Below are 12,036 nucleotides of genomic sequence, written 5' to 3' on the forward strand. Positions count from 1 at the left end.
GGCCTTCACTTCGCGTAGTTGTAGACAGTCGCCCGGGACACACCGAGCAGGTCCGCGATGGTCCGCGCGGCGTCGCGCGAGGCGAAATAGCCGTCGTGCTGAAGCTGTCGTACGAGCGTCTTCTTGTCCTCCCGGCTCAGTGAGCGGGGCGCCGCGGCACGCTCCGCGGCGTGCGCCTCCACCGCTTGCCGCAGCTCGCGCGCGGTGCGGTCCCGCAGGGTCTCCAGCGGCTCGTCACGGTGCCCGGAGTCGGTGGCCACGAGGTTCGACAGCGCCAGGGTCACCGGGGACAGGACGGACACGTCGAGGTTCAGGCACAGCGCCGCGATGTACTCGCCGGCCGCGTTCCTGATGCCGATGGACGTGCTCTTCGCGGGGCGGCCGTCCGGGAACCGGTTGGGGTAGTTCTGAAGGACGCTCGGGTACTCCGGGTCGGCGATGCGGGCCAGGCCCAACTCCGTGACCGGGTCGCCGACCTGACGGCCCGACAGACTGTTCTCGATCACCCGGACCGCGTGGCGCGGGGTCCTCAGGTCGTGCAGGACCACCTCGCACAGCCCAGGGAACATGCGGCCCAGGGCGACGGCGATCTTCTCGGCCTCGCGGACGAGGTGCTCGTCCGCCTCCTCCGCGCTGTCCGCGAGGTGGTCCACGGCTACGCTCCCCCCTCGGCCTTCGACCGGACGTCCAACTCTGGACGGTAAGGCTAAGAAGTCCTCCGGCCGGTGTCCAGCCCGCCGGGCGCCGGCCGTCGCGCACGGGGAGCCGGCGGCCCGGGTACCGTCTGTCCGAGCACGTGTCGCACAGCACGTTCCACCGTCCAGCGAGGGGGACCCATGGCCGAACGGCTCGCCGCGGAGCACCAGTTGTGGCTGCGCAGTTTCCACCGGCCGACGCCGGGCGCGCCGCGGCTGCTCTGCCTGCCGCACGCCGGCGGCTCCGCGAGCTTCTACTTCGCCGTCTCCAAGGCGCTCTCGCCCGCCGTGGACGTGCGCGCGGTGCAGTACCCCGGCCGCCAGGACCGCTACGACGAACCCCTGGCCGGCTCCATCCAGGAACTGGCGCAGGGGGTGTTCCGCGCGCTGGGCGACGGGCAGGACACGCCGCTGGCCCTGTTCGGCCACAGCATGGGTGCCATGGTCGGCTTCGAACTGGCCCGGCTCCTAGAGGCCGCCGGGCGGCCCCCCGCGATGTTCTTCGCCTCAGGCCGCCGGGGCCCGTCCCTGGTGCGGACCGAGACCGTCCACCAGGGCGACGACGCGCAGCTGATCGCGGAGGTCACCAAGCTCGACGGCACCGACGCCGCCCTGCTGGAGGACGAGGAGCTGCTGCGGATGGTCCTGCCCGTGCTGCGCGCCGACTACCGTGCGGTGGAGACCTATAGGCGCGCTCCCGGACCGCGGCTGAGCTGCCCCGTCGTCGCGATGACCGGCGACGCCGACCCCCGGCTGACCCCCGACGAGGCCCGGACCTGGGCCGAGGAGACCGACGGGGCGTTCGAGCTGCGGGTCTTTCCCGGCGCCCACTTCTATCTGGTGGCGCAGCAGGAGGCCGTAGTGGCCGAGGTCGAAGCCGCGCTACGGCGGCTCGGACCCGCCGCGGGGGCGGTGGCCTGAGCGGCGCCGGCCGGCCCGGGTCGACACAGGCGGCACCGGCACAGCGGTGCCGCCCGCGTGGTGTGCGTCAGCCCAGGACCTTGGCGGACTCGATCACCACGGGCTCGGCGGGAACGTCCTGGTGACCCTGCCGGCTGCCCGTCTTGACGCCCTTGATGGAGTCGACGACGTCCTGGCCCTCGGTGACCCGGCCGAACACGGCGTAGCCCCAGCCGTTCGGGGTCTTCGCCGTGTAGTTGAGGAAGGCGTTGTCCGACACGTTGATGAAGAACTGGGCCGTTGCGGAGTGCGGGTCGCTCGTCCGCGCCATCGCCACCGTGTAGGCGTTGTTCTTCAGACCGTTGTCGGCCTCGTTCTGGATCGCGCCGAGGGCGGGCTTCTGGGACATGTCCGGGGTGAAACCGCCGCCCTGGACCATGAAGCCGGGGATCACCCGGTGGAAGATCGTGCCGTCGTAGTGGCCGTTGCGCACGTACGTCAGGAAGTTCTCGACGGTCTTGGGTGCCTCGGCGTCGTTGAGCTCCAGCACGATACGGCCGAAGTTGGTGTTCAGCTCGACGGACGACATCACAATCTCCTTGTTCCCGTGGGGCTTGCCCACGCGTACGGTACGGCCGGGCGGCCGTTTCTCCGGTGCGACCGAGGACCACGACGATCAGGGACCTCGCGCGCACCAGGGAATATATGACCACAGAGGGCACACCCGGCGCGGCAGCGCCCCGGGCGTCGAACGGCCATCCGGGTCAGGGCCGGTGCCGGCCGCGGCACCTCCGGACGGCGCGGCGGTTCAGGACGGACGGCGGTTCAGGACGGCCACGGCGCGTCGCCGGGCGCCGGTGGCATGTCCAGGTGGGCCAGGTCCTCCGGCGGTGGTGTGGTCACCGGCCACAGCGGCGCCGCGGCCCCGTCGGCGAGCGCGGCCGGTGCGTCGGTGAGGTTCATGCGCTCGCGCAGCCGCCCGTAGAAGTCCGTCGGACCCAGCCGGACCGCCCTCAGCCGGCGCGGCGCGGCATACACCCCGATCCAGTCCCCGGGGCTCAGCACGCCACGCAGCTGGCCGTCGATGCTGACCGCCGCCTGGCCCGACCGTTCGAGCACCCGCAGCGCGATCGGCTCGTCCGGCGCCGCCACGACCGAGCGGTTGAACACCATGTGCGGCGCGACCGGCGTGAAGACGAGCCCCTCCGCCCGGGGCGAGACCACCGGGCCGCCCGCGGCGAAGCTGTACGCGGTGGAGCCCGTGGGCGTCGCCACCAGCAGCGCGTCGGCCGAATAGGCGGCCAGGAGCCGGCCGGCCAGATAGACCCCGACCGACACCTGCCGGTCCCGCGCCAGCTTCTCCACCACCACGTCGTTCAGCGCGGTGACGTTGAGCGCCACCCCCCAGTCCCCGCCCGCCGTACAGTCCGCCCGCACCCGGGGCGGGGGCAGCAGCGGCCCTCGGCCGTACCGCAGCAGTGCCTCCATCTGCGCCGGCACCTCCAGCCGGCACGACGCCCGCATGGTGAGGAGCATCCGGCTCTCTACGGTGATCCGCCGCTCCCGTACGGCGTCCAGCGCGGCCCGCACCGCCGTGGCCGGAACCTCCGTCAGGAAGCCGACGCGGCCCAGGTCGACGCCGAGCACCATGGCGTCGTTCTCGGCCGCCAGCCGGGCGCCGCGCAGGAACGTGCCGTCACCGCCCAGGGTGACGACCAGGTCGGGATCGCCCGCGGTGTCGACCTCCTCCCGGGCGCTGTGCCGCGCGCCCTCCCGCCACACGTCGATGTCGGTGCAGCCCACCGCGTGCTCGGCACACCACTCACGGACCGCCCGTGCGGCGGCCACCGCCTCGGCGCGCCCGCCGTGCACGACCAGGCCGACCCGGTTCACCGTCATACCCGCCACACCCGCACATCCGCCTCCCAGCCGGCTCGTCCCCGGCTGCCATCCTCGCCGCGGACCGGGCCCGCCCGGCGCGCGCCACGCCGCCCGGGACACGGTGGCGAGTCTCGTCCCCGTCCGGCCCGGCCGGTGTGACGGACCGGACCTGATCCCGTCACCGCCGTGTCACAGGACCGGCTCACGGGAACCCGGGGCCCCGGCGACCGGTCTGTGCACGTGAGTACCGGCGCCGCGCCGGTCGTCCTGGACGCACACCGCACACATCGGGGGACCCCATGCAGAACCGACACACCAGCCGCGTCAGCGCGGCGGCCCTGGCCGCCGTCGCCGCCACCCTGTCGCTGACCGCCTGTCAGTCGGCGAGCGCGGCCCCGGCGGCGGCCACCCCCGTCGCCAAGGTCTCTTCCACCACTGCCACTTCGGCCACGGCACCGGCCACCGCCCGTCCCACCACCACCCGCCCCGCCGTCACCGGGACCCCGACCGCCACCCGGTCCGCGTCAGCCGTCCCGACGTCAGCCGTGCCCGCCCCGGCCGCCACCGCGTCGGTCTGTGCGGCGAAGGCGCTCGAGGTGACGGCGTACCAGGCGGCCCACCGTCCCGTCGGCACCGGCACCGGCGCGGCGATCGTCCAGTTCACGAATGTCTCCGCGAAGGCGTGCGTGCTGCGGGGCCACCCGACGGTGGCCGGAGCGGCCAACGGCTCGCCCCAGCACTCCGTCCCGCTGACGGTGACCCGTAAGGGCACCGCGTCCGCCGTGCGGGTGGCCCCGGGCGGCAAGGCGTGGCTGAAGCTGACCTTCGTACAGGTGCAGGGTGAGGGAGACGGGTACTGCGTGTCCGGCGCGACGCCCTCCGTGTTCCCGACGCTGGTGGTCGGCCTGCCCGGTGCCGGGTCGCACCAGGTCGCCCTGGACGACGGACAGTTCGCCGAATGCGACAACAAGGTCACCGCGACGGCGGTCTCGTCGGTGAAGCCCTCCTGATCCGGCGGACACCCGACCGACCGGTGTCCTGATCTCATCGGTGCCCCGGCCCGGCGGCCACTCTCCGCCGGGCCGGGGCACCGTCGTCGTGTGATCTTCTCCATTGCGGCAGTGGCACCGCCCCTGTGAGTCTCACGTCGAACGATTTTCCGAAGAACTGTTATCGGCACCGCACCCAGCGGTCTCCCAGCTGACGGACAGCATCGTTCGGCGTCGAGGACAGGGAAGCTCTGATGAGGACACAGCACACGGTGGACACGGCGGCGCTGGTCGACGCCGCCCGAGGGGGAGACCCGGCTGCCCAGGACGCCCTGGTCAGCGCCTACCTCCCGCTCGTGTACAACATCGTGGGCCGGGCCCTGAACGGGTCGGTCGACGTCGACGACGTGGTGCAGGAGACCATGCTCCGCGCCCTCGACGCGCTCGGCGACCTGCGGACCCCCGGGAGTTTCCGCTCCTGGCTCGTGGCCATCGCGATGAACCGGGTCCGGGCGCACTGGAAGGACCGGCAGCTCGCTCCCGGCGCCGTCGAGGAGGCCGCCGACGTCGCGGACCCGGGCGCCGACTTCGTGGACCTGACCATCGTCCGGCTCCAGCTGTCCGGCCAGCGCCAGGAGACCGCGCGCGCCACCCGCTGGCTGGAGCCGGACGACCGGGAGGTGCTGTCGCTGTGGTGGCTGGAGTGTGCCGGCGAACTGACCCGGGCCGAGGTCGCCGCAGCACTGGGCGTGCCGCCGCAGCACACCGCCGTACGGGTGCAGCGGATGAAGGCGAGACTGGAGTCCGCCCGCGTGGTCGTACGGGCGCTCGACACCCGGCCGCCCTGTGAGGAACTGCGCGGTGTACTGGGCTCCTGGGACGGCGTGCCGTCCGCTCTGTGGCGCAAGCGAATAGCCCGGCACGCCCGTGACTGCGCGCGGTGCAGCGGGCTGTGGAGCGGCCTGCTGCCCGCGGAGGGGCTGCTGGCCGGACTGGCGCTGGTCGCCGCGTCACCGGCGCTGCTCGCGACGGTACGGTCCGTGTTGGCCGGCACGCCCACGGCCGGGATGACCACGGCGGGCATGACCACGGCGGGCATGACCACGACCGGCTCGGCCGCACCCGTCGTGCCGGACACGGCGACCGCCCACCCGGCCGCGGACGCCGGGCGGACGGGATACGCGGGGCACGCCGAGTACGCCGGGGACGCCGGCTCGGACGCGGGGGACGCCGGTGCGGAGCCGGGCGGCGCGGGCGGTACCGGCCCGGGCACCCGGGCCGGGCTCCGGGGCGCTCGCCGGCGTACGACGGCCCGCGACGAGGCACGGCGACGGCGGCGCAACCGGCGCAGGGCCGTCGGCGGAGCCGTGGTGGCGGCCTGCGTCGCGGGCGGCGGCCTCTGGTACTTCGGCACCGGCTCCGGGCCGCACTCCGGGGACGCCACCGCCGCGCACACCGCGGGCGCTCCCGTCGTCGACATGGCGGCCCCGCGCCCCGCCGAGACCTCGCCCTCGCCGTCCGCGTCCCCGTCACCGTCCGCGTCGCACTCGAAGAAGCCGAGCACCTCCAAGAGCCCGCGTCCGGCCGGCCGGAGCGGTACGCCCGAGGCACAGCGCACCGCGCGCGTCACGCCCAGCCCGACCCGGCCCGCGCCGACGCGGACACAGCCGGCGCCGGCCCCGGCGCCCGCGGGCACGGTGGCACAGGTGGTCGCCCTGGTGAACAAGGAGCGGTCGGCCGCCGGGTGCGGTCCGGTCACCGAGGACGCGCAGCTGGAGAAGGCCGCACAGGGCCACTCCGACGACATGGCCGCCCGCGGCTTCTTCGACCACACCAACCCGGACGGCGCCGGCCCCGGCGAACGGATCACCGCGGCCGGCTACCGCTGGTCCACGTACGGCGAGAACATCGCCCGGGGCCAGCAGACCCCGCAGGCCGTCATGGACTCCTGGATGCACAGCCCCGGTCACCGCGCCAATATCCTCAACTGCTCGTTCAAGAACCTCGGCGTGGGCGTCCACAACGGCTCGGGCGGTCCGTGGTGGACCCAGGACTTCGGCGCCGGGCAGTGACCGCGGCGCCCCTCACCGGGCGGCGGCGAAGTCCTGCGTCCAGTAGCTGCCGGGCTGTGCGAGACCGACGCCGATCTCCTGGAAGGAACAGTTGAGGATGTTGGCCCGGTGGCCCGGGCTGGCCATCCAGCCGGCCATGACCTGCTCCGCCGTGCCGTAGCCGTAGGCGACGTTCTCGCCGTAACTGCTCCAGGCGTAGCCGGCGGCTGTGATGCGGTCGCCCGGGGCCGACCCGTCGGAACCGGTGTGCGACATGTTCTGGTGGGCCGCCATGTCCGCGCTGTGCGCCTGCGCGGCCTTGGTCAGCACCGGGTTCAGGGTCAGGGCCTGGCAACCCACCTTGGTCCGCTCGGCGTTGACCAGTCGCACGATCTCGGCGGTGACCCCGGACGCCGTGGCGGTGGGCTTCGGGGTGCTCGGTGCGGCGGGGGCCGCGGAGGCCGGCGCGGCGGGGGTGGCCCTTGGCGTCCCGGGCGCGGTGGTCGCCCCGGGCTGGTGGGCGGCGGCCCTCTTGGTGGGGCTCGGGTGGATCGTCGGACGGGCCGTGGTCCTCTTGGCGGCGCTCGGGTGGGCCGTCGGACGGGCCGTCGTCTTCGTCGCGGCGCTCGGAGGGGTCGTGACCGGGGGCGCGGGCGGCGGGGTGGTCTGCGGTACTCCGGCGTCCTGGACGTTGCGGTGGTGATCCCTGTGCGTGTGCTGCCACTGGCCCACGGGCACGCTCGTCGCGGCGTCTTGCGACTGCCCGTCCGGACCGTACGGCCACTCGGAACAGGCCAGGGCGACGGACGGTACGCCCACGGCGCCGATGGCGAGGGCGGTGATGACTATCCGCCGGTAGTGCTTCGATTTGCGGTGCTGTCCCATACGTCAACCTCACTCGGTGATCGCCGAGCGCTCATTCTCAGGACGCCTTCACAGACAGCGCAAAGAGCCCTTATTACTAGTTCGCCTAGTAGGTTCGCCCGGCTCTTGTCAGGCGGCCCGGGAGATGCTGACTTCGCGACAGCGATGTTTGCGCGTTCGTGGCTGCCCGTCAGAAGCGTGTGGGCGGCGGGCAACGCGGTGGGGTGCCGGACGGCCGGTGCGGCGCCGCGCGACACGTGGTCGTGTGCACGGCAAGCCGGACAAATCCCTTATGTCGCGGGAGTGGCTTCTACTATGCGCAGCGCTTAGTGGCCGAACCCGCTGTGATGGATGTCTCGTCCCTGCCCGGCCGGACGGGCGCCGGCCCACCGGCAGCGGAACGGGAACGCCGCCAGGTGAGGGAGGTGTGGCGTACGGGTACCCGGGGGCTTGTGACACATATGCGACCCGTGCGGGAGGAGACCTGATGAGCGAGAGCACCCCGTCCCAGGCCGAGGGCGAACCGGAGGAGGAGGGCCCCGAGACGGAACAGCCGCCGCGCACCACCCCGTCCCAGGCGGAGGGGGAGGACCCGGACGACGAGAACGCGGACGACGCGTGAGGGAGGCGTCATGGGCGCGGCGCACACCAGCGTCCCCGAGGTATTGGACGCGCTGAAGGACGTGTCCTACCCGGCGGACAGGGACCGTTTGCTCACGGCCGCGCGCGAGGCGGGCGCCTCGGACGACGTGGTCATGGCCCTGCGGAGCATTCCCGCCGAGGAGTACGGCGGCCGGGAGGAGGTGGCGCGGGCGGTCCGGGACTCCGGCCCCGGTCACGCCACCGCGCAGCGGGCGTCACAGGCACGGCACGCCGGCCGACCCGGGATCGCGCAGCATCTGCGGGACGAACCGAAGACCCCGATCCATGAGGAGTTCGACCGCTGAAGCGGGCACGGTGACGCCAGTGGCAGCTTGGTGCGGCCCGTGGCCGCACTCGCCGAACGCGTCGGCCCGGACGGCCTTCATGTGCTGGCCGGGGTCGGGACCGACTGCCGCGTGCAGTCCGCCGCCCTCGCCGCCGCCGACGCCGGCACGGAGGAACTGGTCGTGGCGACTCCTGCACCGGCGTGGACGACGACTCCCACACCTCAGGGCGCTGCGGACCATGGAGTTGTACCGGCCCCTGATCCGGATCACCACCTACGCCGGCCTGCGCGCGGAGACCGGCCCCTGATACGGATCACCACCTACGCCGGCCTGCGCGCGGAGACCGGACCGTGAGCGGGCCGCGGCCCACCCTCGGCTTCCCGCTGCCCGTGCCCGGCATCGGCGAGCTGCCCGTCGGGCCCTCGGCGGGAACCGCTCCCCGGCATGCTGCCGCAGGCCGGACCGAGCACGCCGTCGGCCACGTCGAGCTGACGCCCCCGCCCCCTCGGCCGAGCCGGCACGGACATCGCGGAGGAACGGACACCGCGCAGGAACGCACACCGGCCGCGCGCAGGAACGCACACCGGCGCCGCCCAGGACGAAGACGAGGGCTCCGCGGAACGCCGGACACGACCTGGACCCCGGCTGCCACCCCCGGTCGCCCGGCCGGAACCCGGTCGCCCCCGGGCCCGGCGGCGCTCGCCGGTGCCCCCGCCCCCGCGCCCCTGAAAGGCACGACCGCGTCCACTGAGAGGTATGACCGCGTCCACGCGGCCCACCAGGCTCGCCCGGCCCCGCGACCTCCCGTCGGTCCCGACGCATGCCGCGCACCCCACCGGGTACGCGAGGCGGAGCACGCCCGGGCAGCAGCTTGCCCGGCTGGCCCGTAACACCGCCGCTACCTGGGGATCTGCCATGGAAACACCCGCACACGACGACCTGCCGACGCCGACGCCGGCCCAGCAGGCACTGGACGCGCTCGCCGTGAACGCCGAGGACCAGACCGCCCTGGACACCCTCGCCCACAGTGAGGTACTCGTCCCGGTCCCGGACGACGCGGTCAACGGGGAGGGCGTCGACGCCTCGACGGTGGCGCTGCCCGTCCTCGAACAGCCCGGGGGCGACCCGATCGTCCCGGTGTTCACCTCGGAGGGCGAGATGGCCGAGCTGCTGCCGTTCGTGTCCCGCTACCGCCTGATCCCGCTCGGCGCACTCGCCTCGCAGTGGCCCGAGGAGGACCTCTCCCTCGCCATCGACGGCAGCTCCGCCCACGGACTGACCCTCACCTCGCAGGGAGTACGCACCCTTCTCGTCCGCTGAGCCCGCGCCCGACCCCCCGGGAGGGCGCCGAGGTGCGCCCGGCGCCGGACAGGGCCGTAGACCGGCTGTCGGCGTGGTGCCGCCCGCAAGGGGCGCGGAGATCCCGTCGGACGGACTCAGCCGCCGCTCGGACCCTCCTGCTCGGCGAGCATGCGCCGCAGTACGGCCCGCTGGAGCGGCAGCACCTGGGCGTGCAGCCCGCGGCCCCTGGGGGTGAGCGCGACCCACACCCCGCGCCGGTCCTCCGCGCACACGGAGCGCTCCACCAGACCGTCCTTCTCCAGCCGCCCGATCAGACGGGACAGCGCGCTCTGGCTGAGATGGACCCGGCCGACCAGGTTCTGCACCCGGCACTGGTCCCCCTCGGCGGGTGACTCGGCGGCCAGGATGTCCAGTACCTCGAAGTCGCTGGCGCCCAGACCGTGGGGATGCAGGGCGCGGTCGATCTCGCACATCGTGCGCGCGTGCACCGTCAGGATGCCCCGCCAGCGTTCCTCGAGCCGGGCCTCGGCCGTCTTGACTGCCATACCGGCACCGTAGCACCGATCCGGCCACTTGTTGAGTGTGCAACTAACGGTCCGGGCCGGTCCCTCGCAGGCCTCAGGCGGCCGGGTCCTGGAGGAGTCCCACCAGGTTGCCGTCGCTGTCCTTCACCGAGGCGATCAGCCGGCCGCCGCCGACGTCCTGCGCGTCTTGGAGCAGTTCCGCGCCGGCGTCCAGCAGGGCCGCGAGCCGCTTCGCGAGATCGGTGACGTGCCAGTACGGCACCGGCCCGGTCATACCCTTGGCATGTCCGTTCGGGTCCAGGCCGACGTCCTGCCCGGCGGCCTTGTAGCCGACGTAGTAGGGCTCGTCCGCGTACGGCTCGACGCCCAGCAGCGTGGAGAAGAGGGCCTTGGCGCGGTCCAGGTCGCGCACGGGGTAGATGATCGTCCGGAGACCCTCGGTCATGGGACTCACTCCTTCGGGATGCGTGGTCCGACGGGTTCCCGCCGGTGCTCCCAACGTAGGGCCGCAGGCCCCGCCACGGCTTCTCCGATCCTGACCGGTTGCCGGCCCCCGCCCGGGCCGGGAGACGGCCGACGGGTGCCGGCCGTCACGCGGAGTCGCGCCGGACCAGCTCCGTCGGCAGGATCACCGCCGCCGGGTCCTCACCGCCTGTCTGCGCCAGCAGCACCCGCACCGTCTCGGCACTGATCCGGTCCCACGGCTGCCTGATCGTGGTGAGCGGCGGACTGGCGGCGGTCGCCGCGGGCGAGTCGTCGAAACCAGCGACGGCGATGTCGTCCGGCACCCGCTTCCCGGCCCGGTGCAGGGCCGCCGGCACACCCTGCGCCATCAGGTCGAAGGCGACGAACACGGCGTCCATGTCCGGCGTCCGGGCCAGCGGCCGCTCCGCGCCCGCCTCGCCGCTGGCCCGGCTGTAGTCGCCGGAGACGACGAGCCGCTCGTCGGCCGCGATGCCCGCCTCGGCGAGGACCTTCCGGTAACCGGCGAGCCGCTCGACACCGCCGGGTGTGTCCGGCGGGCCGGTGACCACGCCGATCCGGCGGCGGCCCAGCGACAGCGGGTGCCGGACCATGTCCCGGGCCCCGTCCCGGTCGTCGGCGGCCACATAACTCACCTTCCAGCCGAGGCCGATCGGCTTGCCGCAGGCGACCAGCGGCACCCCCGCCTCCCGCAGCTCCTCGGCCACCGGATCACCGGAGTGACTGGAGACCAGCAGCACCCCGTCGACATGCCCGGCCGTCATGTACCGCGTGATCCGCTGCCGTTCGTCCTGCGTGCCCGCCGGCATCAGCAGCAGCGGGACGTCGTGCGCGGCCAGCGCCTGCGTGCAACCACGCAGCAGCACAATGAAGTTGGGGTCCTCGAAGAGCCGCTCCTGCGGCTCGGCCAGCAGAAAGCCGACCGAGTCCGACCGCCCGGTGATCAGCGAACGGGCGCGCCGGTTGACGACGCAACCCGTCCTGCGGATCGCGGCGTTGACCGCCTCCTGGGCCGCGGGGCCGACGTAGTGACCGCCGTTCGGCCTCCCAACTACGGCAGGACCGTCTTCGTCGCCGAGACGGCCTACCCCTTCCGCCTCGACAGCGACGACCCGCTCACCAACCGGATCGACACCACCGCGGAGCTGGTCCCCGGCCACCCGGCGACCGCGGCCGGCCAGGCCAGGTGGATGAACGACGTGGCGAGCATCGTGGAGGCCGTGCCGAACGGCCGGGGCCTCGGGGGCTTCTACTGGGAGGCGACCTGGACCGCCGTCACGGCAACGGCTGGGACCCGGCCGACGCCACCTCCGGCAACGGCTGGGAGAACCAGGCCCTGTTCGGCTACGACGACCGGGCGCTTCCCTCCCTGTCGTGGTTCAGCCACCGCTGAGCCGTCCGTGGCGGGCCCGGTCGTA

At 73.6% G+C, this 12,036-nt stretch carries 13 protein-coding genes and 1 pseudogene; 7 read left to right on the forward strand and 7 right to left on the reverse strand.

The window, feature by feature from the left end; translation table 11 throughout:
• Window positions 1–5: 5 nt before the first annotated feature.
• Window positions 6–653, reverse strand: a complete 648-nt coding sequence (locus AB0F03_RS04260; protein WP_361986344.1) for a PAS domain-containing protein — start codon at window positions 651–653, stop codon at window positions 6–8.
• A gap of 183 nt (window positions 654–836) precedes the next feature.
• Here AB0F03_RS04260 and AB0F03_RS04265 point away from each other — a divergent pair, with 183 nt between their 5' ends.
• Window positions 837–1,616, forward strand: coding sequence for an alpha/beta fold hydrolase (locus tag AB0F03_RS04265; RefSeq protein ID WP_361986346.1), 780 nt, complete (start codon window positions 837–839; stop codon window positions 1,614–1,616).
• Between the two features lie 67 nt (window positions 1,617–1,683).
• On the opposite strand, the gene AB0F03_RS04270 is transcribed toward AB0F03_RS04265, so the two are convergent.
• Together AB0F03_RS04270 and AB0F03_RS04275 are read right to left on the reverse strand one after the other, a co-directional pair.
• Window positions 1,684–2,184, reverse strand: coding sequence for a peptidylprolyl isomerase (locus tag AB0F03_RS04270; protein WP_361986348.1), 501 nt, complete (start codon window positions 2,182–2,184; stop codon window positions 1,684–1,686).
• 236 nt (window positions 2,185–2,420) lie between these two features.
• A complete protein-coding gene (locus AB0F03_RS04275; RefSeq protein ID WP_361986350.1) occupies window positions 2,421–3,494 on the reverse strand; it encodes an NAD(+)/NADH kinase in 1,074 nt (357 codons plus the stop codon).
• A gap of 281 nt (window positions 3,495–3,775) precedes the next feature.
• Between AB0F03_RS04275 and AB0F03_RS04280 the strand changes: the two genes are divergently transcribed.
• Window positions 3,776–4,486 (forward strand): DUF4232 domain-containing protein, encoded by a 711-nt coding sequence (locus AB0F03_RS04280; protein WP_361986352.1) that lies wholly within the window; start codon window positions 3,776–3,778, stop codon window positions 4,484–4,486.
• 233 nt (window positions 4,487–4,719) lie between these two features.
• Window positions 4,720–6,537 carry a sigma-70 family RNA polymerase sigma factor gene (locus AB0F03_RS04285; RefSeq protein WP_361986354.1) on the forward strand — a complete coding sequence of 606 codons (1,818 nt, stop codon included), beginning with the start codon at window positions 4,720–4,722 and terminating at the stop codon, window positions 6,535–6,537.
• Window positions 6,538–6,549: 12 nt separating this feature from the next.
• Here the strand turns inward: AB0F03_RS04285 and AB0F03_RS04290 are convergent, their stop codons facing one another.
• Entirely contained in the window at window positions 6,550–7,401 is an 852-nt protein-coding gene (locus AB0F03_RS04290) for a CAP domain-containing protein (RefSeq protein WP_361986356.1), read from the reverse strand.
• Window positions 7,402–7,867: 466 nt separating this feature from the next.
• Between AB0F03_RS04290 and AB0F03_RS04295 the strand changes: the two genes are divergently transcribed.
• The 3 genes from AB0F03_RS04295 (at window position 7,868) to AB0F03_RS04305 (ending at window position 9,629) form a co-directional block, all read left to right on the forward strand.
• Entirely contained in the window at window positions 7,868–8,002 is a 135-nt protein-coding gene (locus AB0F03_RS04295; protein ID WP_361986358.1) for a hypothetical protein, read from the forward strand.
• A 10-nt stretch (window positions 8,003–8,012) separates the two neighbouring features.
• Window positions 8,013–8,327, forward strand: coding sequence for a DUF2795 domain-containing protein (locus tag AB0F03_RS04300; protein ID WP_361986360.1), 315 nt, complete (start codon window positions 8,013–8,015; stop codon window positions 8,325–8,327).
• A gap of 897 nt (window positions 8,328–9,224) precedes the next feature.
• On the forward strand, window positions 9,225–9,629 hold the full coding sequence (locus AB0F03_RS04305) for an SseB family protein (RefSeq protein ID WP_356819544.1): 405 nt from the start codon (window positions 9,225–9,227) through the stop codon (window positions 9,627–9,629).
• Window positions 9,630–9,745: 116 nt separating this feature from the next.
• On the opposite strand, the gene AB0F03_RS04310 is transcribed toward AB0F03_RS04305, so the two are convergent.
• The 3 genes from AB0F03_RS04310 to AB0F03_RS04320 all read right to left on the reverse strand — a co-directional run bounded on the left by AB0F03_RS04310 (window position 9,746) and on the right by AB0F03_RS04320 (window position 11,607).
• Entirely contained in the window at window positions 9,746–10,156 is a 411-nt protein-coding gene (locus tag AB0F03_RS04310; protein WP_361986362.1) for a MarR family transcriptional regulator, read from the reverse strand.
• 73 nt (window positions 10,157–10,229) lie between these two features.
• The gene (locus AB0F03_RS04315; protein ID WP_361986364.1) at window positions 10,230–10,580 is read right to left on the reverse strand and encodes a VOC family protein; all 351 of its coding nucleotides are present in this window, start codon (window positions 10,578–10,580) and stop codon (window positions 10,230–10,232) included.
• 145 nt (window positions 10,581–10,725) lie between these two features.
• Window positions 10,726–11,607, reverse strand: a complete 882-nt coding sequence (locus AB0F03_RS04320; RefSeq protein ID WP_361986718.1) for a substrate-binding domain-containing protein — start codon at window positions 11,605–11,607, stop codon at window positions 10,726–10,728.
• 63 nt (window positions 11,608–11,670) lie between these two features.
• Here AB0F03_RS04320 and AB0F03_RS04325 point away from each other — a divergent pair.
• Window positions 11,671–12,011, forward strand: a pseudogene (locus AB0F03_RS04325) (glycosyl hydrolase 53 family protein); the annotation flags it as partial.
• Between the last annotated feature and the right edge of the window lie 25 nt (window positions 12,012–12,036).

Source organism: Streptomyces sp. NPDC028722 (assembly GCF_040637655.1).
GTDB lineage: Bacteria > Actinomycetota > Actinomycetes > Streptomycetales > Streptomycetaceae > Streptomyces.

Bases quoted from the DNA above. Each gene is read 5' to 3' on its own strand.
- AB0F03_RS04265 (WP_361986346.1), top strand. From the start codon at position 837: ATGGCCGAACGGCTCGCCGCGGAGCACCAGTTGTGGCTGCGCAGTTTC.
- AB0F03_RS04270 (WP_361986348.1), bottom strand. From the start codon at position 2,184: ATGTCGTCCGTCGAGCTGAACACCAACTTCGGCCGTATCGTGCTGGAG.
- AB0F03_RS04275 (WP_361986350.1), bottom strand. From the start codon at position 3,494: ATGACGGTGAACCGGGTCGGCCTGGTCGTGCACGGCGGGCGCGCCGAG.
- AB0F03_RS04280 (WP_361986352.1), top strand. From the start codon at position 3,776: ATGCAGAACCGACACACCAGCCGCGTCAGCGCGGCGGCCCTGGCCGCC.
- AB0F03_RS04285 (WP_361986354.1), top strand. From the start codon at position 4,720: ATGAGGACACAGCACACGGTGGACACGGCGGCGCTGGTCGACGCCGCC.
- AB0F03_RS04290 (WP_361986356.1), bottom strand. From the start codon at position 7,401: ATGGGACAGCACCGCAAATCGAAGCACTACCGGCGGATAGTCATCACC.
- AB0F03_RS04295 (WP_361986358.1), top strand. From the start codon at position 7,868: ATGAGCGAGAGCACCCCGTCCCAGGCCGAGGGCGAACCGGAGGAGGAG.
- AB0F03_RS04300 (WP_361986360.1), top strand. From the start codon at position 8,013: ATGGGCGCGGCGCACACCAGCGTCCCCGAGGTATTGGACGCGCTGAAG.
- AB0F03_RS04305 (WP_356819544.1), top strand. From the start codon at position 9,225: ATGGAAACACCCGCACACGACGACCTGCCGACGCCGACGCCGGCCCAG.
- AB0F03_RS04310 (WP_361986362.1), bottom strand. From the start codon at position 10,156: ATGGCAGTCAAGACGGCCGAGGCCCGGCTCGAGGAACGCTGGCGGGGC.
- AB0F03_RS04315 (WP_361986364.1), bottom strand. From the start codon at position 10,580: ATGACCGAGGGTCTCCGGACGATCATCTACCCCGTGCGCGACCTGGAC.